This window comes from Vibrio phycocola, from assembly GCF_054404255.1.
Genome location: NZ_JBTAMQ010000001.1, coordinates 36,307 through 58,085 on the forward strand (window position 1 = coordinate 36,307; position 21,779 = coordinate 58,085).

Below are 21,779 nucleotides of genomic sequence, written 5' to 3' on the forward strand. Positions count from 1 at the left end.
GTGACAAGTTCGAGCAATGGATTTGACTAACAAGCTTTTGTCCAACTGTGTATAGCGGACTCGGAAATCCCACTTCATGTGTTAGACCTTTTACTCATTCACATCCTGTTCATACACTTTAGCCCTATTAAAAGTTATCCATTTTATCAATGCTGTTCGCAGTGAATTCCTGCAAACATAGTCAGCCAGGGTTTGAGCGACAACGATGCTTATATCCCGTAACGTTATCCCAGACATATATAAATAAACTTGAATACTTAAAAGGACAAGTGATGAATGAACTAAAAAAGAAAGCAGCACTACTCGATTGTAATGCAATAATTTGTGTGTCTATCGATACAGAATAAATTTCCGGACGAGGAAAAGGGATGATCACAGCAACAAGCACTGCGGTAAAAGTGACTGAACATTGTTCTGCCCAGAACCCTTACAGTTGGCACTTCATAACTCGGAAGTACCCCGTTTATTGTTAGAGAAAAATAGCTTTTTCCATCCCCCTCTAGTTTGGATTGGAAAAACTTGTTTCGTATGTTTCGTGGTGATTGAGTAAATAAACGCGTTAATATAGTTTGAATTTCAAATTACATTGATGTACAAATAGTTTGGTCATCAAATTAATTGGAAATACTGTGGATACTTCACTAAAACATCACCATCAATTTTCTGCGCACAACCATCACGGCGAAAAGCGTACTTATTATGTGTTATTGCTTACACTCATAACCATGCTCATTGAGATCACTGCTGGTAGTGTTTACGGCTCTATGGCGTTGTTGGCTGATGGTTGGCATATGGGAACACATGCAGCAGCCTTTGGTATCACCTTGTTTGCTTACAGTTATGCCAAAAAGCATGAAAACAGTGGCCGATTTTCTTTTGGTACTGGAAAAGTAAGTGTGCTCGGTGGTTATACAAGTGCTCTTGCTCTTGGCATTGTTGCCATACTGATGTTTGTTGAATCTGCGAACCGTTTATTTAATCCGCATGCTATTCAGTTTAACGAAGCTATCTTAGTCGCCTTTCTTGGTTTAGTTGTCAACTTAGCCAGCATGTTCCTTCTTAGTGATCATCACTCTGAACATTCTCATCACCATCATCATGATCACAACCTTCGTGCAGCATATCTGCATGTATTAGCTGATACGCTAACTTCTGTGTTAGCCATTGTAGCGCTGTTATTCGGTAAGTTTTATGGTTGGAGTTGGTTAGATGCAATTATGGGTATGGTTGGTGCTCTGGTTATTTCCAAGTGGACGTACAATCTTCTTCGTCAGACAAGTCCTATCCTATTAGATGAAAGTATTGAAGAAGAATACCGTGAGCAAGTTTTAATTGAGTTATCGCATTATGGAGAGGTGAGTGATTTACATATATGGAAGATAAGTGGTCATCATTACAGTGCTGCCTTGACTATATCATTAAATGATACTTTCTCAGTAGATGAACTTAAGCAAAAACTATCTCGATTTGATAGGATTAATCATCTCACCATAGAAGCGCATAAAAAATGAAAAACCTAGAAACCTTAAATCAGCTACTTACTGAATTCTACGACAAGATGTCTTCGTGGGAACAATCAGTTGTAAAAGAAACGGGTTATACTCTTGCGCAAGTGCATACCATAGAAGTCCTCGGTGTCCATGGACAGATGAGAATGAAAGAGTTGGCAGACAAACTAGGTATTACTACAGGTACACTTACTGTTCAGGTTGATAAGTTGGTAACCGCAGGCTTAATTGAACGTCTTCCTCACCTTGAAGATCGTAGAGCTATTGTTGTGGCATTAACTGATAAGGGCCAACAAATACACCTGAGACATAATCAACTCCACCTAGACTTAGTCAAAGACTTAACTATAAATGTTGAGTCAGAAGATGAAGAGAAGCTCATTGCAACGTTAACGAAAATGAATAGAGAATTCTAAATAATTTCGAAGCCTATCAGCTTCTCTCCGGACGTTGCAACGTCTATGTTTGAATACTGTTTATTGCAGAACTCGGAGGTATAACTCAACTTACCGTTGTAACCATGAGTGCATCTCAAGTTCCGATGCTAGTTTGGTTGGGGGCGACCCTAGCGTTAACTACGACATCATGAATCGGAGTTTACGTAGGGCGTAAGCTGTTATCTCGTTGGAACATAGATTTATTACATAGATTAGGTGGCCTCGTTTTTCTTGCTGTGAGTGGTTTGCTTATTTGGGAGTTATATTGAGTTGCCTAACTAACTACAAATTATTATCTTGATTGGTTTCCATTACTACGACTAATCCGTTGAACGCTAATTTAGCAATATCACTGACACACAAATATTCAGAAATAAGTTTATAGGCTGTATTAGAATATTCGATTGTTAAATTGCTTTTCGGTGGAACTTAGCTAGGAGTGACATAAGTCAAAGGGGAAGAAAGGTGGCCCTCACATTAATGAACTTTCGGGGGGTACGTGGTAGACAATCGTGACATGTTAGAATTTCCTAAATGATTTGAAAGAAAGTTTCTTACAGCAAATTAAGAGTTTTTCACAAAAATATCAATATATGGTTGTTTATGGTTATATCAACATACGGTTGTTTTTTTATAACCATTTGAAATTATTCAGATAGTAAATATCAATATATGGTTGTTTCAACAGTTGTTGTAAAAACAACCATACCTTGAAATTGTATTGAATCAAATAATGGTTACGTACGTTTATCAAGGTATGGTTAGTTCGACATCTTAATCTAAAATAATATGCGGAATATAACGCGACAGATCTTGTGTGACTCTTGATGTGTCTTCTCGGATCGACATTCCTGCTGGTCTATCGTTGACTAACCAACTGCCGATTAACGTATAGCTGTCGCCAAATTTGGGTAATGGATGATATGCCTGATAGATCACACCTTCTTCACCGTATGGACCATCGGTTTCCAGCGTTTTCTTTCCTTTTTCCACAATTGAAATATTGGCCCCTTCACGTGCGAAAAGTGGTTTAATGACATAGTCACCTAAGGTGCTAATTTGCTTGTCATCAGGGAAGAAGGCGGGAATTAAATTCGGGTGATTTGGAAACATTTTCCATAGTAACGGCAGTAGCGCCTTATTACTGATGATGGATTTCCACATTGGTTCGAGCCAGTTAACTTTGGCTTCTTTCAAGTTCGGTGCATATTGCTCCCTAAACATAAACTCCCACGGATAGAGCTTAAACATCCAACGAATCGCATGATCATTCAAATCAACAAATTCATTTTTATTATTGAGGCCGATATCTTCTGTGAACACAAAAGCGGTTGATAAGCCTGCTTCTAAGGCACAGTCTTCGATGTATTGCACTGTGCCCCTGTCTTCGACGGTATCTTTACAGCAACTAAAGTGTAGGGTTTGACCTGGTTGTTGCAGTGCGAGCTTATGGAAACGTTCGATGAGTAGTTCTTGAAGCAAATTAAATTGGTCAGCATCGCGCCTAATTTGCTGACTATCTACCATATCTTCAAGCCACAGCCATTGCCAAAATCCAGTTTCATATAAAGAGGTCGGCGTATCGGCGTTATTTTCATATAACTTTGCCGCGCCTTTTCCATCATAGGCAAAATCCAGTCGTGAATATAATGATGACTCTTTTTGTTTCCAAGACGTTAAGACATTTTCCCACATGGGTTCTGGAATTTGGAATTTTTGTAACCAATAGTCATCGGAGACCACTTTATCCACCACTTGTAAGCACATTTGGTGGATCTCTTCAGTTGGATCTTCAATGTCTTTCTCGATTTGTTCGAGCGTAAACTGATAGTAGGCCGTTTCATCCCAATATGGGTCTTCGTAAACAGAATGAAAACCAAACCCATACTCCTTGGCTAGCGCTTTCCAGTGCTTTCTCTCTTTTGCGCTAACTCTCAGCATAAATTAACCACCCCAACTTTTGCTCTTTGACTTACTGCTGCTCCAACTTGATTTTGCCGATACCGTTGAACCAAATCCACCACGAGACATGGTTCGAGTCGTGGTTGGTTTAGGCTTAATCTGATCTTTGCCAATTTTAATGGTCGAGCGGCGAGATTTACTCGAGCCGTAATCGTATCCATCAGACGTGACCCAGCGATCATAAAAAATACTGCCGGGATAACGTGAGTAATACATCGGCTGTGAGTAATATGGGCGATTATTGTTCATCATACGAGCAAACATAAAGCCGGTCATGGCTGGCATGAACCAACTCGAGTTGTTAACTTGAACACAAGAGTTGTTGCCAAATTCTTGAATACATTCGTTTTCAGTATTGTATTTTGGTCCAGTTCGGCTGGCTTCTTCTAACGCGTATTCGTAAGCTGCTTTACATTGTTGAGCAAAATCAGGGTTATCACTAATACAATCATCGACATGTTGGTAAATCACTGCTTCTTCAGAGTCACCACAACCAGCGATCATTGCAGATACAACTGCGACAGACAGTGTGTTCTGCGCGAAAGGACGCCATGTTTTGCGCATTCTATCGAGAGAAATGTGTTTGGTTTTTTTCATCCTCACAATCTCCCTATTAGTAAGTCATGCAGGCGGCGTTCAATAATCCAACCGACACTGATGTCGCAGCCATGACGATACCCGCAGGGATTTCACCCAGTTCAATTCGTTCAGAAATCTTAGGCATAAACGTAAAGCGAACGATGAAGAACGCCATAATTTGAGCCAGTAAGGCCACAACACCCCAGACGGCAAAATCAACAATATTGACCGAGTTACTTGCGGCACCAGAAATGGCCAAACAATAGCCTAAGATCGAACCACCAAGCGCAATAGCTGCGGATATATTTCTTCCATCTTTAATCAGCGCCCACTCATCGTACGGTGTGATGCGAACGTAAACGACTTTAAAGAGTAATAAAAATCCCAATGAGACAATAAAGTAGAGTAAAAATGCTCCGATGTTCCCAATAGAATCTATGAGTAATTGCATACTAACTCCTTTGATAAATGTAGTCTTAATCTAAAATCATTATTAACCAATGACTCTGAAATCTGTTGGGGAAACATCGATGCTTGTGCTCAGTACGATGCTCCTTTGTAATTGATTATTTTCAACTTTTTCTTCAGCGATGACTTGCAACCCTTCAAACAACTCTGGGGTGATTTCTCTTTCATATACCATGGCAAACTGATCGGTGGCGCTTATGCTTCCATCTTCAAACCATGTTTTTTCCGTCATCGCGACAGGGCGTTCATTATCCCAAGCTTTGTAAAATACTTGGTCATCCAGAGATTGGTTGGCAGCCACTAAATGGGTGGATAGCCAAGCTTCCCACTGAGTATCGGTGTCGATAGGCTTGGTTTCGTAAAAATAAACCAATTTCACTTCAACAATATCAGCGTCGGTTGTGCCGTTTTGCAGAACCTGAAAATAGCCATCGTCATCAGTATAATAACGCAGTAACCGAGTTTGCCCGTCGAGTTCGACAACGCCCACGGCTTTAATTAGCTGAGTTCGAGCCGCACCTTCAATCGTTAATGAGTCCTCGATAAGGCGAAATTTCAAATCGTCGAGCTCAATCGCGCCACCTAAACGCATCCCGAGCACTTCAGGTGCGCTTTCGGGCTGAGTTTTCTGTTCTTTCTTTTTCAACCAATCAAACATTGTCTTTCCTACTTCGGCCAATTGACATTATCAATACGTTCATCCGAGATATAAAATAGAGTCATACCTTGGTTAACCTCAGTACTTAAACCTGGGTTGATTTGAAGGCCATTCCCACCATCTACAGCAATGAGGATCGCGTCATGTTGCTTCTTAAAAGCATGGAACAGAATGTCGAAGGTAGTTGAACCATTATCAGGATAGACCACTGAATATTGAGTCATGCCGGTCGTCGTACTGAGTAGCTCTTGATGAAGAGAGCTAGACCCGGGGTCGATCGCAGATTTAGCAAGCATCTCTACTGATACTGAAGGAATACACTCAACGTTTGGACAATGGGTTTTGAGCAGATTACTGAGCTCTTCGTTGTTGAAGTATGCCAAGATATGGGCATTGGTATTTTGTCCGCTCACAAATAACGCAGCGCTCAATGTTACATCGTCTTCAGGGGTGTCGATAATGATAACACTGGCGTGAGCGATGCCTGAGCGTGCCATTTCTGAGCTATCGACATAACTTGGAACAGAGACAAATTCAATGACACCAGGTAGCGGATTTTCTATTTCTGTGTTGGTGCACAATACTATCGGGCGTTTATTTTTTTCTTCATGCAATAACATGTCGAGCATGTTTAATGTGCGCTTCTCGTTCCACCCAAGTACCAATATGTGATCTTTCATTTTAAGGCTCCGCTTACCTTTGATTCCTTTTCGCCAAGACTCCACTAACACACTAGCAACTTGACCAACAACTATCGCAAATATTCCTAATCCGACAGGGATAACAAAGAGCAATGTGACCCATTTGCCCATGTCGGTGGTGGGAGAGAAATCGCCATACCCAACCGTAGAAGCCGTTACGACTAAATAATAGATGAAAACACTGAATGAATGAGTAAGGTCTGACTCTCCAGTGAGGTACAGTAATCCCCAACTTGCAGAGATATAGCTCACGAGCAAGATAACAAGGTTTTTTCCTGTTAATTGACCTAAGTGACGAACCGTCCATTGGCGAACAGCCAACCATAGCGACATATCCGTTCCCTCTTGTAAAAAACGCTCGATAGGAACATTTTTATGGCATGTGTAGAATCAATGAAAGCACCTGTTTAGGCGCTCTCATTTCTCAAACGGCAGTTTATTTTCCAAGAATACGAGCTAACTCATCTTCTGCTGATGATGAACTCGATGTGATCCCCGCTTCTGCGAGTTTCTTGTCTAAAGAACTGCCAGAGGCTTCGTCGGCCATTTCAGCTGCGGCCTCAAGTTGCGCTGACCGTTCTTCCTGACGCTTCTTGATTCGATCTAGAGATTCTACGGCTGTGTGCATTTTCGCATTCGCGCCCACATTGGTTGCGGAAACCGCAGATTGAGCTTTCTGAACCGCTTCGTTTGCTTTGACGACATCAACCTGTTGTTCTAATTGACGTAGTTTATCTTTTGCTTGTGCAATATTTGAACTCATGCTGGCAGCTGACGCCTTGAACTGCTCTAAGTACGTATTTTCGGCTTCTTGTTCATTCTTTAAGTTCGCCACTTTTTGCGCACACTCTAACGCCAGTTCTTGTTGACCTTTTTCCATCGCTGAGCGGGTGTGGTTTTCGTATTCAGTAATGCTTTGAGTAAACGCGTCTACTTTATTTTGTGATAATTTACGCTTAGCAATAATGCTAACTAAAGCTTCATCTGAACGTCGTAACTCTGATTTTGCTTCTCGAATCTCTTGGTCGAGAATACGCAATGCTTGGTTATCCGCTATCGATTCTGCTGCTTCATTTGCTCCGCCTTTTACCGCAGAGAATAGTTTTTTCCAAACGCTCATTGCCCGCTCTCCGTTAAAAACTCTTGATATAATTCAATGAATGCTTCGACGTTACGAAACAAGGTGGCGACTTCAATTACGACACTTTCTAGTTTGGATTGAGAGGAAAGAGATCCAAAAGCAACATAGTATTCATCACCTCCAATTTCGTTGATACCGACGGTGGTAAGAGGGAACATTTTATGTGTCTTTAGCACGTAATCGTTAAGTGCTTGAGGGTTGTTCACTTGGTCTTTACCAAATAAAAGAACCTCAACGAGAATCTGCTCACCTGATATGGCGAGGAAAGCCTCGATGTTATCTTCGTTGGTAATGACGACTGTATTTTCGTTTTCTTTAACTACCCAACCATCATGCTCACTAAGCGCTGAGATTAGATCTGGAGATTGACAAATCATAGTTGCACCATATCTATTGTGAAAAACATTGTGAAAAACGTACGTTATTGAAATAAAATAGTTATTTTAGGTTGGAAATTCAAGCTTGTAGGCCGAAATTGTCTTACCTATAACAGATTTATCTCGTTCTTAGCTCTCTGGTATATTCAATCTTATTAAGTTACTAATATCACTGTCCTCTAAAACAGATGTGCTCCGATGTCGGATTCATTCGTGTAAACTAAATGGAGCAAGAAAATGACGAAATGTTGCTAACCGAATCTCAGATAGTTAAGGCAGAGATTACGTCGAGATGATTTTTTAATTGGATCGCTCCTTGCGTTGGCGTGAGGTTTGACCAAATGAAATTGTGATAACGAATAATATCACGGGCTTGAAAGTCGATTTTGTCTGCCGTGGTGTGGCAGTCGGAAATAACAACGATATTATAGTCACTTACCAGTGCGGAATGAATCGTTGCATTGACGCAAAAATCAGTCGCTAGTCCAGTAATATAAAGCGTACTGACATCGAGTTCATCGAGTAGCTCTTTTAACTTTGTTTTGTAAAATGCACCGTTGGCTTTCTTCTCAACAATATAATCTTTGGAATCAATAACGAGTTCTTTAACGATGTCAAAGTCGTTTGTTCCAGGCAACAAATAGTCTTCTTTAACGCCATTGTGTTGGATAAAAACGACAGGAATATTGTTTAGTCGGAAATATTGCGAAACTTGATTGATTCTAGAAATAACCCCATCACTGTCGTACCTTGGCGTTTTAAAACATCCGACTTGCATATCGATAATTAATAAGACTTCTTTTTCTTCTTTCATAATTTCTAACATCGCTGTTTTTTCCGAAGTTGAGGAATATCCTGATTGGTGTTGCTTGATGGAACCAACTCCTCACTAATAGACTCTAGCTCATACTTTTCATGAGAAGGATTAGCCCATAAATAGAGCACATCGTCATGGCGCGTTGGCAATATATTATACCGCGTTGTGACCATAAAAGTGCAATATTGCCCAACTTCTGAAGTTTCATTCAAAACGACACATCCTTACTATGTAACATGTTGTTATTTATAACTTTTATTATTCTATAAATGGCACGTGGTTTGCTTCGGTTTTTGGTGGTACTAGATATCAGCGTATTGATACATAAGGAGATGAAATGAAAAAGGAAGAAGTCGTAGAGGCAATAGTAATAGCTAAACATGAGCGCAACTTATCATGGCAAGCAATCTCTGATGAATTGGGTATGGGATGTGTATGGGTGACTTCAGCGTGCTTAGGAATGAATAGTATGCCGAAGGATATTGCAGATAAGCTTTGTGCTTTTCTTGAATTGCCTGAGGGAGCGAATGCAGCACTTACTGCTTACCCAACGAAGACTTGGGATCAATCTGTGCCACAAGATCCATTGATATACCGACTATATGAAGTCGTTGGCGTGTATGGTGATACCTTAAAAGAAGTTATTCAAGAGCAGTTTGGCGACGGTATCATGAGTGCAATCGATTTTAGTATGGATGTAGATAAAGTTGAAGACCCAAAAGGTGATCGTGTTGTGATTACCATGAACGGTAAATTCCTACCCTACAAAGCGTGGTAACTGAGCGTAATGTATTGGTATGACTGTAGCGTGTGAGCAGTCATACCACTTTAAAGGTCAATATCGTACTGTTGGCAGATACAGCCTTTGTGGACGCCCGCCCGTGTTGTATTTTAAGACTAATTGAATTTCGCCTTGCGATTCTAAGAATTCTAGATACCGCCTAGCCGTAACTCGACTCACATTCATTTGTTCTCCAATGTCACTGGCAGAAAATTCTTCCAATTGTTCACTATTAATGATTGTTCTCATTGATGCCAGTGTGGTTGCGTCGATGCCCTTTGGGGTGGTTCGGGTAGAACTTACAGGAACTTTCCCCAAAATTTGATCGATCGCGCCCTGGTCAGGGGCTTCAGATGTGGTCAAGCGTTGTTTGTATTGGTAAAAATTATCTAATGCATGATGCACACGAGACATTCGTATGGGTTTGACTAGGTAGTCATTTACTCCTAGGTGAACGGCCTGTTCGATGACAGCGGTGTCTCGTTCTGCTGTTGTCATAATAAAGTCACATGCCGCATTCTGTTCACGAAGTGTGCGCATCACATCAATGCCATTTCCATCGGGTAAGGTGATGTCGATAAAAACCAAATCAGGTTGATAAAGCTTAAATTGCTCTAGAGCTTCAAAACAGCGCTCACTGATTGCAACCACTCGAAATTCCGCGTGTTGATTGATGGTAGATTCGAGGGTGTAACTGGCTCGAACATCATCTTCTAGAATCATTACTGTGTATTTATTCATGGTTTTCAACATCACTCTTATTTAGATAAATACTGAAAAGGGTGGTTTGGTTTTCCGTTCGTTCCCACTCAATGCTTCCCTTGAAGTAGTCAACAAGTTGTTTGACTAAGTACAACCCAATACCGCATTGTCCATCTTCTGTTTTTGAACTGACGCCAAACTCCAAAATATGTTCAGCGATGGTGGAGCTTATTCCACAACCACTGTCTTGAACTTCAATAATTAGCTGGCTACTTCGGTCGCTCAGGTAAATATTGACCTCTGGGCTTGTGGTTTCTCGATTTTGCCACGCTGCTAATATTGCATTATCAACCAGATTGCCGATGATGGTGACGAGCTTTTCGGATGTGTCTTTTTCATAGTTTGAGAGTGTCGAATCGCCATCAATGGTGTATCGAACTCCGATTTCCGATGCTTTATTAAACTTCGCTAGCAGTAAGCTCGCCACTGTACTATCGGTAATTGAAAGGACAATACTTCCGAGGACATGTTGATAGCGGTCGGTTTCCATTTGGATATAGTCGATGGCGGCATCGTATTTATGAGTTTGAAGTAACCCTGAAATAACATTTAGTTTATTCGAGTATTCATGGGTTTTACTGCGCAGAATCTCGGTATAACTTTTAAGTGAGTTTATTTCTCTCTCGAGCTCGTTTTGCTTGAGGTTTGGGAAAAAAACAATAGCGTGCCCCAGATGGCCTTTTGGTGTATCAATTGGATAGATATTGGCTTGATAAGAAAATTTACCAATTGAGAAATCTCCTTGGTGAAACTGGTGCTGTTTTGATAATACTAAGTGGCTTAACGCAGCAGAATAACGAGACAAAGGGTGATTAACGTAATGATAGCGGTCGGATACTCCCATCGATAGTCGTTGTATTGCGCTGTCATTGATGGTGGTGATGTTCATATCACTATCTATGGCTATCATCGCATCGCGAATACTGTCGAAGATCATCTCATGCTCACGAAACTTGTTGACGATAAATTCGGGTTCGTAGTCTAAAAATGTGCGCTTAATTTTGTAAACGAAGGCGATGATCGTGGCTAGTCCCAGTAAAAACACTGCTCCAATCAGCAAGCCAACATCACTGAATTTCTGCCACAGTAGGCTCGACGTTTTTTGGGATAAATAGCCGATACAAATGGCACCGATCACTTCGCCATTTAATCGAATGGGAGAAAAGTTCCGTATTGCTTCTCCTAGTGACCCCGATGCTAGGCTACTGTATTCGTCTCCGTTTTCTAACGCGGGATAAATGTCGTCACCAATAAAGTGTTTACCCAACCGCTCAATGACGGGGTGGCTCAATCTGATGGCGTTTTTATCAACCACAACGATGTAAGAGGCATCGGTGCTCTTTCGGATGTTTTCTATGTAGTCTTGTAGCGCATATGGCTGATTGTGGTTTTTAGCGTTAACCGCGTTAATGACAATCGGATTGTGAGCGAGAACTCGTGCCAATTCGAGTCCTCGAGCTTTAAAACCGTCTTGATGAGAGCTTTGAAGTAACACTAGAATCGCAAGGGTGACGATGAGCCCCATAAAAGTGGAGGTTGAAATGGTCGTGATTGCCAGATAACTTTTTAATTTCATGTGCGATCTCAATCAGTAGCGTCACTCAATAGATGGTAACGAGCTCACACAGTATATCTGGATTTATTTGGGCCGCAGTTTGCTTTGAATCAGGAATTTTCATAAAAAAAGGGCTCAAAATGAGCCCTAAATCGATAAATGGAACAAAGGTTACGCGAGGAATAGTTGTCCAAGTAAATAACCGACAATACAGGCGGAAACGACGCCAATAATACCAACCGACATAAACGAGTGATTAAAGTACCATTTGCCGATTTTTGTTGTGCCTGAAGAGTCGAAGTTAACGGTTGCGATATCAGAAGGGTAGTTCGGAATAAAGAAGTAGCCGTAGATTGCAGGCATTATCCCAATCAGTAATGCAGGCTCTAACCCTAAGCCGATACCAACAGGCAACATCATACGAGCGGTTGCGGCTTGAGAGTTAACCACAACCGACACAATAAAGAGTGCCAACGCAAATGACCATGGGTAGTCGGTTACCATGCCAATGATGCCTTCTTTGAATTGTGGAAGTGCAAACTTAAAGTAGGTATCAGACATCCAAGCAATCCCAAAGATGGCGATGGCGGCGACCATGCCCGATTTAAACACAACGCCTTCCGGTACTTTGCGAGGGTCGGTTTTAGTCGCTAACAAGATAATTCCGCCAAAACAGAGCATCATCATCTGAATGATTACTGACATCTTGATTGGTTTTCCGCCATCTACCACAGTTCTAATTTCCGGTATCATTGCAATTGCGACGATGACTAATAGCGCTGTAATGAAAATAAGCACTGAGTTTCTCGCTGAGGCTGGTAATGTTTCATCCAGTGTTGTCGCGGTCGTTTTTAGAATTTTCTCACGCCAAACCGGATCTTTTAAACGACGCTGATATTCTGGGTCATCGTCGAGTTCTTTGCCTCTTCGAACGCTATAAAGCGCCATCAATAAGGTTCCTATCAATGTAGAAGGAATTGTCACCATCAATATCGATACCAATGTGATATCCATTTGAACGTTTGAAAGTTGAGCAAGGTAATACACCACCGCGGCCGATATCGGAGAGGCAGAAATGGCGATTTGCGATGCCACAGAAGCGGCTGCCATCGGACGTTCAGGTCGAATCCCATTCTTCAGTGCGACATCTCCGATAATCGGCATAATCGAATACACCGCGTGACCAGTACCCAACATAAACGTCATGGTGTAGGTGACAAACGGTGCAATGAGCGTAACGTTTTTTGGGTTTTTTCGGAGTATTCGTTCAGCGACTTGAAGCATGAACTTCAGTCCACCTGCCGCTTCAAGAATTGAAGCACAAGTGACTACTGCGAGAATGATCAGCATCACTGTAACAGGAGGGGAAGTTGGTGGCATTCGAAAGATAAATACTTCCACGACTAAGCCAATACCTGAGACGACACCTAACCCAATGCCACCATAACGTGAGCCCATATAGAGCATGACTAATAGAAACAGAAACTCGAGGTATAGCATGATTTTTCCCTCACCTTTATTGTGATTCGCTGTAAACGACAGTCTTCCAAATGGCTTCTGTGAAAGCTCATAGGGTTCATGGTTTTCAGTGTAACAATTCTTAGAATTACAGAATGAGCGTGGAAAAATATTGTAAGTTTTGAATGTTTTGTAACTTTTGTACACATGCGAAGTCTGTTGTGACGAAAAGCAGAGTCGTTGGCTTAGTGATTCTGGAGATTTGCTAGATTAACTCTTGGTCGTATTTATTTCGTTATCTTGGTACGAGTTATTCGAAACTGAACTATATTAAGTACTGGTGTAAAAATCTCGTTTACAAAGGCTGCGGTATTTAATGACTAATTGGTTTTACAACTTTCGATTTAACCTACATCGTTGGCGAAAACGCCGCGCGATGGTCGAATTAGTTTATGCCATTACCATTGTATTGATTTTGATTGCTCTTTCGTTAGCATTTGAGGTCGAGTTTGTAGAAACGTTGTACGACTTTACTCGTGCACATGAAGACTGGGAATTGGACGAGATAATTTTTAGTTTCTTATGGATAGCAGTTGTTGCGAGTATCTATTCTATTCGACGAATTATCGATATTAACAATCTCAATAAGAGCAATGAATACAATGCAAATCACGATTCTTTAACCGGCTTACCAAATCGGGATTTTGTTCAATTCTTACTTACTCAAATGTTACATCGAGCTAAACGTTACGATTACTCAGTGGGTGTCATTTTTCTCGATTTGAATGATTTTAAGATTGTGAATGACTCTTTTGGTCATGACCATGGGGATCGACTTTTGGAGCAAGTGGGTCAACGTCTTTCGTCAGTCGTGCGAAGTGAAGAGGTGGCTGCACGTTTGGGAGGAGATGAATTTTTAGTAATTGTTGAAAGAGCCGATGCTGAAAATGCTCTCGAAAGAATTATTAACCGTATTCAAGTTTGTATAAAAGAACCTTTTGATATATATGAAAAATCAGTCAATGTAGGCTTTAGTATTGGCGTTGCACTTTCGCCAGATCATGGTGAATCAATTAGTGAACTGTTGGTGGCCGCCGACATGGCGATGTATGAGGCGAAATCCAACAAAAGCACCCCTGTATTTTACTATAATGATGATGTTGGTGAACGACATAAAAAGCACATGCGCTTATCTACAAACCTAAAGCACGCGCTGTTCAACAACGAATTCCACTTAGTTTTTCAACCCATTGTTAATACTCATAACAGCCAGGTCGTAGGATATGAAGCATTGATACGATGGGAGTTGGATGGGGAATATGTCGATCCAGAACTTATTATTAGTCTTGCCGAAAATATGGGCCTTTCAGATGCATTTTTCCAATGGTTATTGCAAGCCGTTGCCGATGAAAGTGAGTGTTTTCAATCTCCTAACCAGTTTGTTTCTGTCAACGTCACCATACGGCAATTTCTATCGAATCACTTTTTAAGAACAATGATGAATACCATCCAAAAGATGAAAGGTAGAATTATTCATCTTGAAATTACGGAAAGTACAATTCTTAAAGATTTTGAAAAAGTGGCCATTAGAATTCATCAGTTAAGGCTGAAGGGTGTCTATGTAATGATCGATGACTTTGGCACTGGGTATTCATCATTAGGTCGATTGCGGGACTTGGATATAGACAAACTAAAGATTGATAAATCCTTCTTATCTGACGCCATGGTCAATGATAAAGGGGCTAAAATTTTTGAAAGTATGATCGCTCTTGCTAACACTTTAGAAATTGAAATTGTTGCCGAAGGGATTGAAACTAAAGAACAACTTAAGTATCTGCGACAATTCCCTCCAATGCTAACGCAAGGGTATCTGATTCAAAAACCATTAAAGAAAGATCAACTCTCAACGGATAAAATTATTCTTTCTAATATGAATGAACGAGGAGATTAATAGGATTTACCGATTGAATTAATTGTTAGAGAGTAATTTTGTATTAGAAAGCAATCACGTAGCATGATTAGTGCCTTTTACCTCAATTGTTGGATAACATTATGACAAAACATAAATTAACCACAGCAAATGGTTGCCCTGTCGCTGATAACCAAAACGTACAAACCGCGGGCCCTCGTGGTCCAATGCTTCTGCAGGATGCATGGTTTCTTGAAAAACTCGCACACTTTGATAGAGAAGTGATTCCAGAGCGTCGTATGCATGCGAAAGGCTCGGGTGCATATGGTACTTTCACCGTAACTCATGATATTTCTGAATTCACTAAAGCAAATATTTTCTCTGAAGTGGGTAAGAAAACCGACCTATTTGTCCGTTTCTCTACAGTAGCCGGTGAGCGTGGTGCCGCTGATGCTGAACGTGATATCCGTGGTTTTGCGATTAAGTTCTACACTGAAGAAGGTAACTGGGATTTAGTGGGTAATAACACGCCAGTATTCTTCCTTCGAGATCCACTTAAATTCCCAGATCTAAACCACGCAGTGAAACGCGATCCTCGTACTAACTTACGTTGTGCCAATACAAACTGGGATTTTTGGACACTTTTACCCGAAGCGCTTCACCAAATCACAATTGTAATGAGTGACCGTGGTATTCCACGTACTTACCGTCACATGCACGGATTTGGAAGTCACACATTCAGTTTCATCAACTCGGATAATGAGCGTTCGTGGGTTAAATTCCACCTAGAAACTCAGCAAGGTATTGAAAACTTAACCGATCAAGAAGCCGAAGTTTTAGTGGGTAAAAATCGTGAAAGTCATCAACAAGATCTGTATGAGTCGATCGAAGCAGGGGATTTCCCACGCTGGAATGTAAAAGTTCAAATCATGACCGAACAGCAAGCAAGAGAAGTGTCGTACAACCCATTTGACCTGAGTAAAATATGGCCACATGCCGATTTCCCGTTGATCGATGTCGGTGTCATGGAGCTAAATCGTAACCCGGATAATTACTTTGCTGAAGTTGAACAAGCTGCGTTTAATCCTGCCAACATTGTTCCTGGGATTGGATTCTCTCCAGATAGAATGTTGCAAGGGCGTTTATTCTCTTATGGCGATGCTCAACGATATCGACTGGGCGTGAATCACTCACACATCCCAGTAAACCAACCTCGTTGTCCTGTAAATTCATACCATCGCGACGGTGCGATGCGTGTTGACGGGAACTACGGAAGCACGAAAGCTTACGAGCCAAATAGCTTGGGTCTGTGGCAGGAACAACCTAGTGCAAAAGAACCAGCATTGAAACTTGAAGGCGATGCGTATAACTATGATTACCGTGAAGATGACAGTGATTACTACTCTCAACCACGTGATCTGTTTAATCTAATGACACCTGAACAACAACAGGTGCTATTTGAGAATACGGCTCGAAGTGTCGGTGGTGCATCGATTGAAGTACAACATCGCCACATTTCTAATTGTCATAAGGCATCCCCAGCTTACGCCGAAGGCGTTGCAAAAGCGCTTGGTGTTAACTTAGCCGATGTCGCGCTGTAGTTTAGTTGTATAGGAAGTGCGGACACTTATTGTGTGTCCGCATTTTTTTCACTTAATTTACGGAGTAGCAAGGTTATGAGAACTTGGAGCGACTATAAAACGACATTTCGTCGTGAACCTGATCTTATCGATTATGCCCGGGATGGGGATTTGAGAGGATTGGTTTCAATTGTTGAGCAAGATCCTAATATCGACCTCGATGCGAGAAATGCTCGAGGTTATTCAGCACTAATGCTGGCGGTTTACAATGGTGAGAAAGACTATTGCGAAGCGCTTTTACGGCTTGGTGCCAATGTAGACTCGATGGATTTCATGGGTAACACCGTCTTAATGGCATCCGCGTTTAAGGGAAATGTTGAGATACTCCAACTGTTATTAGAGTGGGGTGCGAAGACAGACGCCAAAAACCATTCAAATATGAATGTTCGAGATTGGGCTCAGATGTTTGGTCGTAAAGAGGTCGTTCAGTATCTCGATGAAAACTCGTTTAATATTGCAGTCTCTTCTCGATTAACTAACATACTTAGGTTTATTAAGTTGAGCTTTTTATTATTTCGAACAAAAAACGCGGACAAAAAACGCTAACAAAAAACCGAAAACCAACTGAACATACCCAATAACCTCATTAAAAAAGGGAAGTGATGACTTCCCTTTTCTATATCTCAGCTTCAATACCCTAGTGATGGTTAGGCACTTTTGCTTTTGCAACAACTTGATGTTGGTGCAGGAGACGGTTTTGACGGACGAGCACGATACTTTTTGAATAGATCCCAAGCAATCAATGCGGCTAACACGATACCAGAAATCCAAGCTAAAGGAGAAGGAACAAACTCACCTCCATTTGCTAACTGAGCGTCGATGTTGATGCCAAAATGATCAACGAGGAAATTGGTTAGGTAACCAAATAGAATCGCGATACCAACGACACCGACCAAATAGCTAATCAGAGAACGCGTTCCGAGTTCTTTTTGTACGATACCTAATGTTGCCATATTCGATGCGGGACCTGCTAATAAGAACACCAATACAGCACCCGGAGAGACTCCAGCCAGCATAAACCCAGCAGCCAGCGGCGTTGAAGCTGACGCACAGATGTACATTGGTACCCCGATGATGGCCATAAGGAACATAGCCATTGGGCCTCGACTTATGTCCGCTAATGTTTCAGGTGGAATAAAGGTAACCACGAGTGCCGACATAACAAGACCGATGATCAACCACATAGATAGTGATGTAATCAAATTGGTAAACGCAAAACGTTGGCCTTGCCATAATTTCTGAATCCACGATTCTTTTTCGACGGCTTCATCTAAGGTCTCTTCTGGTTTGACCGATTTTATTTCACCCATTGAACTTGGTGAGCTGGCAAGGTTTAGTGATGCTGCTGGTTTAGTTGCAGTTACTAGATTTACCGCTGTTGCTTCTTTTTTACTTGAACAGCAACTACTTGTTTTAGTCGGCGACGCTTGAGGTATCGCTTCTACAATGGCCTTTTCTTTGTTACTTGAGCAACAACTGCTTGTTTTACTCGGGGCTGTTTGAGGAGTCGCTTCTAAAGTGGCTTTTTCTTTGTTACTTGAACAACAGTTGCTTGATGCAGTCATTTTGGGAGTTTCGACCACCGTGTCCTTATCTTTCTTCTTGCTTTCGCAGCAACTCGCTGCTTTCTCGGAAGTGCCTTTCTTTTCAGTCTCTTCTTTATCCGAAACGAGGACAAGCATCGCGGCAGTAATGGCCGAGGTGGTGGCCGCTATAGGTCGAATAACCGCCATAAACGGGCCTAATAGTGCGTACGAAATCGCAATAGAATCAACGCCTGTTTCGGGCGTGGATATTAAGAAAGCGGTTGTCGCACTCTTAGAGGCTCCGGCACGTCGTAAACCCACGGCAGCTGGAATAACGCCGCATGAACATAAAGGTAGTGGAATACCCATTAACGCGGCTTTAATCGCAGGTAAAGGCCCAGATCCTCTAAAGTGACGACCCAGTTTGTCACTGCTGAGTGTGGCTTTCAAAATGCCAGAAACGATTAAGCCAAAAATGATCCAAAATGCCGCGTCGAGCCAGAGGCTAAGCAATGAACTAAAAAATGTGGTGACTAATTCCATCTTAGCCCTCCTTCTGTTGCGTGTCGGTTAAAGCAGTAAGAATGGTGCAATGTTCAGCAGAGTGCGAGCCACCGCAACAACGCTCATTGACAACTTTTAACGCTTCATGCATGTGCTGTAACTGCGTGATTCGTTGTTCGATATCCCGTAACTTTGTTTGCGCAATATCTTTAACTTCTTGGCAAGTGTGCTGTTCAGGACTAATTCGAATCGACAACAATTCATGGATATCACTAAGAGAAAAGCCGAGCTCTTTGGCATGGAGGATAAACTCAAGTTTATTGACACAATCTTGGTCGTACTGACGATACCCATTTTCCGCACGATGAGGCTTGAGCAATTCTTGTTGCTCATAGAAACGTATTGCTTCTGTAGTCATACCAAAGTGTTTTGCCAACTGTCCCCGCGTGAACGTCGCCATAGACAACCCCTTCTACTCACTATTCTCAATATACTATAAACCTTGTAGGTTACTACAGAGTCAAGAATTGAATGTAAACAGTCGAAATTTGACGGTTCCACTCCCGTTTTTTCAGGCGAGAAAGCGTATCGACTTTTTAACCAATGGTGAGAGGCTTAGTTTAAATGTTCGGCTAAATAATCGATCAGTAAGCGAATCTTAGGTGAAAGATACTTATTTTGCGGATAAACAGCCCACACATTTTCTTCTGGCTGCCAAAAGTCATTGAGAAGGGTGACTAATTGTCCTGATTCAATAAAGGGACGTATGTACGAATCAGATAATTGCACGATACCAATATCTTTCATCGCAGCATCCGCTAAACCGACACCACTATTGCTGCATAAACTGCCTTTGATCTTGATGAGCTTCTCTTTTCCATTTTCTTTAAAGCGCCAATAATCTCTCGATCCTCGCAGGCAATTGTGATGTTTAAGATCGGCTAAAGTTTGAGGGTAGCCGTGCTTTTTTAAATAGTTTGGTGAAGCACATAAAAAGGTTGAACGCTTACTAAGCTTTTTCGCGATCAAACTGGAATCTTGCAAATGAACTCCCAATCGAATAGCCAAGTCAAAGCCGTTTTCGACTAAATCACCGGCGCGGTTGGTTAACTCGGTTGTAATTTCTATGTCGTTATATTTCACAACGAAATCGTTGATTAACGGTAAGACTTTTAGCTCGCCATAATTGGGAGGCGCAGTCAGTTTGATCTTGCCTTGCGGTCGACTTTGGAGATTTGTAATGGTTTGTTCGGCCATATCTAACTCGTCTAAGATTTGTCGACAATGTCGATAAAACGGTTCGGCTTCGGCGGTGAGAGAAACATGACGGGTGGTGCGATAAAACAGTTTCACCTTGAGGCGCTTTTCCAGTGCGGTAATTTGACGACTTACCTGAGCAGTCGATATCCCAAGATGCTTTGCTGCCTGCGAGAAACTATGAGTTTCTGCGACCGATACAAATTCATTAATTCCTTGCCATTTCATTATTACCACCTGGTAAAAGTAATTTACTTTTTTGGTAGATTATCATTATTGTGTAAATAAATATAATACTTAAGAGGAAGATAAATAATAGGAAAAAAAGTGAAGCCACAGGTCGATTTACATAATGAGCCGATAAAAGATCTTATCTATAAAATGACTGCGCCTGTGATGTTGGCAGGCTTTGTCACAACATCATATGGGTTTGTCGATATGGTGTTTGCTTCACGCTTAGGCAGTGTTGAAGTGGCTTCTGTTGCATTTGTAACTCCGTTATTCGTTATGCTTCAAGCACTTGCTGTAGGTGTGATTCGCGGTGGAATCAGTATCATCGCCACCTTACTCGGTCAGAACAAACCCGAGGAAGCAACGGCTTACGCCACGCAGTTACGGTTGTTAATCCTGTTTTTATCTGTGGTATTCGTTGTCCCAGGAACAATATTGTTGCCTGCAATACTTGGCGCCGTGGGTATTTCCTCCGAGCTATATCAACAGTCGCTTATCTATTCGCGGATTTTATTTCTATCGATTCCATTGGTCTTGTTATTTCAGCTCTATATGAGTTTCTTTAAATCTCAAGGCAAGATGAAAATCGTCTCTAAGATATCTATTTTAGGTGTCGTATGTAACGCGGTGATGAACGCAGTGTTTATCTATGGATTCCATTACGACATCGATGGGTTGGCTTATGCCACTTTGGTCACTTATTTTATCCAGCTGGCGATTGTGATTTTCTTGTACCAACGAGAAAACCATGAGTTTAAGTTGGAGTGGAGCACCTCAAAAACATTTTCCAAATTGGCGATTCATAAGAAGCTTCTCAAAGTTGGATTACCTTTGTCATTTTCTCAAGCCAGCACGCATTTCGGGTTTCTCGTATTGAATATTTTTATCGTCCAATATGGGCACCAAGCGGTTGCAGCCTTTGCGATTGGTAATCGAATTCACTCTTTGCTTTTTTTCCCAGCTAAAGAAATTGGAGCAGGCTTAATTCCATTACTTGCGCAAAACTGGGGCCGCGGAGCGATTGATCGAGTACGCGAAGCCATTAAATTGGGTCTGATCTACTCACTTATCTTCGGAGCCTTTGCAGCGATCGTGATTCAATTGATCAAATACCCGATTGCAAGCTTCCTTACACCGGATGATCCAGAAACCTACGCCAACGTCATTAACTATGTTTCTCTTGTGGGTTGGACTGTTATTGCGTGGTCTATTTTTCACACCTTACAAGCCATTTTTGACAGTTTTCAGAAAACGATGTTCTCGTTTGCTATCACGATTGTTCGCCTTTGGGGTTTGCGAATTCCGGGTATTTTAATGTTCTACTATTTTATCCCTTCAGTAGCTGAATATGGGATTTGGTACACCATGTTTTTCTCCAATTCGATCACGCTTATTTTTGCGATCGCGTATTTCATGTGGGTCGTCCCACCGATGTTGAAAAAGGAAGATGAAAAGAATCATCAAGCGTCAGATGATGAAGAGAAAATACTGGCTTAGCTCATTAACTC

At 41.5% G+C, this 21,779-nt stretch carries 22 protein-coding genes; 8 read left to right on the top strand and 14 right to left on the bottom strand.

Features of this window, described 5'->3' with window-relative positions:
* Window positions 1-629 precede the first annotated feature (629 nt).
* From dmeF to ACXJY6_RS00175, 3 genes are all read left to right on the top strand, one after another.
* Window positions 630-1,511: a CDF family Co(II)/Ni(II) efflux transporter DmeF gene (gene dmeF, locus ACXJY6_RS00165; protein ID WP_456051092.1), complete on the top strand. Its 882-nt coding sequence runs from the start codon at window positions 630-632 to the stop codon at window positions 1,509-1,511.
* Window positions 1,508-1,924: a MarR family winged helix-turn-helix transcriptional regulator gene (locus ACXJY6_RS00170; RefSeq protein ID WP_456051093.1), complete on the top strand. Its 417-nt coding sequence runs from the start codon at window positions 1,508-1,510 to the stop codon at window positions 1,922-1,924. Before dmeF ends, ACXJY6_RS00170 begins: the two co-directional genes overlap by 4 nt.
* A 62-nt stretch (window positions 1,925-1,986) precedes the next feature.
* Entirely contained in the window at window positions 1,987-2,097 is a 111-nt protein-coding gene (locus ACXJY6_RS00175) for a TMEM165/GDT1 family protein (RefSeq protein ID WP_456051532.1), read from the top strand.
* A 622-nt stretch (window positions 2,098-2,719) separates the two neighbouring features.
* On the opposite strand, the gene ACXJY6_RS00180 is transcribed toward ACXJY6_RS00175, so the two are convergent.
* The 8 genes from ACXJY6_RS00180 to ACXJY6_RS00215 form a co-directional block, all read right to left on the bottom strand.
* Window positions 2,720-3,886: a glutathionylspermidine synthase family protein gene (locus tag ACXJY6_RS00180; RefSeq protein ID WP_458766707.1), complete on the bottom strand. Its 1,167-nt coding sequence runs from the start codon at window positions 3,884-3,886 to the stop codon at window positions 2,720-2,722.
* Between the two features lie 3 nt (window positions 3,887-3,889).
* Window positions 3,890-4,504, bottom strand: coding sequence for a DUF1190 family protein (locus tag ACXJY6_RS00185; protein WP_456051098.1), 615 nt, complete (start codon window positions 4,502-4,504; stop codon window positions 3,890-3,892).
* A 16-nt stretch (window positions 4,505-4,520) separates the two neighbouring features.
* Window positions 4,521-4,937 carry a DUF350 domain-containing protein gene (locus ACXJY6_RS00190; protein WP_458766709.1) on the bottom strand — a complete coding sequence of 139 codons (417 nt, stop codon included), beginning with the start codon at window positions 4,935-4,937 and terminating at the stop codon, window positions 4,521-4,523.
* Window positions 4,938-4,979: 42 nt separating this feature from the next.
* Complete coding sequence (locus ACXJY6_RS00195; RefSeq protein WP_458766711.1) at window positions 4,980-5,612, bottom strand: YjfK family protein; 633 nt, start codon at window positions 5,610-5,612, stop codon at window positions 4,980-4,982.
* Window positions 5,613-5,620: 8 nt separating this feature from the next.
* Entirely contained in the window at window positions 5,621-6,646 is a 1,026-nt protein-coding gene (locus ACXJY6_RS00200; RefSeq protein ID WP_458766712.1) for a potassium channel family protein, read from the bottom strand.
* Between the two features lie 103 nt (window positions 6,647-6,749).
* Window positions 6,750-7,433, bottom strand: a complete 684-nt coding sequence (locus tag ACXJY6_RS00205) for a PspA/IM30 family protein (RefSeq protein ID WP_456051102.1) — start codon at window positions 7,431-7,433, stop codon at window positions 6,750-6,752.
* Entirely contained in the window at window positions 7,430-7,831 is a 402-nt protein-coding gene (locus tag ACXJY6_RS00210; protein WP_456051103.1) for a DUF2170 family protein, read from the bottom strand. The genes ACXJY6_RS00205 and ACXJY6_RS00210 overlap by 4 nt, the downstream gene beginning before the upstream one ends.
* Window positions 7,832-8,093: 262 nt before the next feature.
* Window positions 8,094-8,657 carry an isochorismatase family protein gene (locus tag ACXJY6_RS00215; RefSeq protein ID WP_458766714.1) on the bottom strand — a complete coding sequence of 188 codons (564 nt, stop codon included), beginning with the start codon at window positions 8,655-8,657 and terminating at the stop codon, window positions 8,094-8,096.
* A gap of 328 nt (window positions 8,658-8,985) precedes the next feature.
* Between ACXJY6_RS00215 and cynS the strand changes: the two genes are divergently transcribed.
* Window positions 8,986-9,426: a cyanase gene (cynS, locus tag ACXJY6_RS00220; RefSeq protein ID WP_456051105.1), complete on the top strand. Its 441-nt coding sequence runs from the start codon at window positions 8,986-8,988 to the stop codon at window positions 9,424-9,426.
* Between the two features lie 57 nt (window positions 9,427-9,483).
* Here cynS and ACXJY6_RS00225 read toward each other — a convergent pair whose 3' ends face one another.
* The 3 genes from ACXJY6_RS00225 to ACXJY6_RS00235 all read right to left on the bottom strand — a co-directional run bounded on the left by ACXJY6_RS00225 (window position 9,484) and on the right by ACXJY6_RS00235 (window position 13,246).
* The gene (locus ACXJY6_RS00225; protein WP_456051106.1) at window positions 9,484-10,170 is read right to left on the bottom strand and encodes a response regulator; all 687 of its coding nucleotides are present in this window, start codon (window positions 10,168-10,170) and stop codon (window positions 9,484-9,486) included.
* Window positions 10,163-11,767 carry an ATP-binding protein gene (locus ACXJY6_RS00230; RefSeq protein WP_458766717.1) on the bottom strand — a complete coding sequence of 535 codons (1,605 nt, stop codon included), beginning with the start codon at window positions 11,765-11,767 and terminating at the stop codon, window positions 10,163-10,165. The genes ACXJY6_RS00225 and ACXJY6_RS00230 overlap by 8 nt, the downstream gene beginning before the upstream one ends.
* A 150-nt stretch (window positions 11,768-11,917) precedes the next feature.
* Complete coding sequence (locus tag ACXJY6_RS00235) at window positions 11,918-13,246, bottom strand: anaerobic C4-dicarboxylate transporter (RefSeq protein WP_458766718.1); 1,329 nt, start codon at window positions 13,244-13,246, stop codon at window positions 11,918-11,920.
* A gap of 334 nt (window positions 13,247-13,580) precedes the next feature.
* Between ACXJY6_RS00235 and ACXJY6_RS00240 the strand changes: the two genes are divergently transcribed.
* From ACXJY6_RS00240 to ACXJY6_RS00250, 3 genes are all read left to right on the top strand, one after another.
* A complete protein-coding gene (locus ACXJY6_RS00240) occupies window positions 13,581-15,155 on the top strand; it encodes a putative bifunctional diguanylate cyclase/phosphodiesterase (protein ID WP_458766720.1) in 1,575 nt (524 codons plus the stop codon).
* Window positions 15,156-15,256: 101 nt separating this feature from the next.
* Entirely contained in the window at window positions 15,257-16,714 is a 1,458-nt protein-coding gene (locus ACXJY6_RS00245) for a catalase (protein ID WP_456051110.1), read from the top strand.
* Between the two features lie 75 nt (window positions 16,715-16,789).
* Window positions 16,790-17,299: an ankyrin repeat domain-containing protein gene (locus tag ACXJY6_RS00250; RefSeq protein WP_458766721.1), complete on the top strand. Its 510-nt coding sequence runs from the start codon at window positions 16,790-16,792 to the stop codon at window positions 17,297-17,299.
* Window positions 17,300-17,400: 101 nt separating this feature from the next.
* Here the strand turns inward: ACXJY6_RS00250 and ACXJY6_RS00255 are convergent, their stop codons facing one another.
* The 3 genes from ACXJY6_RS00255 to ACXJY6_RS00265 form a co-directional block, all read right to left on the bottom strand.
* Window positions 17,401-18,822, bottom strand: coding sequence for an SO_0444 family Cu/Zn efflux transporter (locus tag ACXJY6_RS00255; RefSeq protein WP_458766723.1), 1,422 nt, complete (start codon window positions 18,820-18,822; stop codon window positions 17,401-17,403).
* A 1-nt stretch (window position 18,823) separates the two neighbouring features.
* A complete protein-coding gene (zntR, locus tag ACXJY6_RS00260) occupies window positions 18,824-19,243 on the bottom strand; it encodes a Zn(2+)-responsive transcriptional regulator (protein WP_458766725.1) in 420 nt (139 codons plus the stop codon).
* 155 nt (window positions 19,244-19,398) lie between these two features.
* A complete protein-coding gene (locus ACXJY6_RS00265; RefSeq protein ID WP_456051114.1) occupies window positions 19,399-20,268 on the bottom strand; it encodes a LysR family transcriptional regulator in 870 nt (289 codons plus the stop codon).
* Window positions 20,269-20,367: 99 nt separating this feature from the next.
* On the opposite strand from ACXJY6_RS00265, the gene ACXJY6_RS00270 reads away from it, so the two are divergent.
* Window positions 20,368-21,768 (top strand): MATE family efflux transporter, encoded by a 1,401-nt coding sequence (locus ACXJY6_RS00270; protein WP_458766727.1) that lies wholly within the window; start codon window positions 20,368-20,370, stop codon window positions 21,766-21,768.
* The last annotated feature ends 11 nt before the right edge of the window (window positions 21,769-21,779 follow it).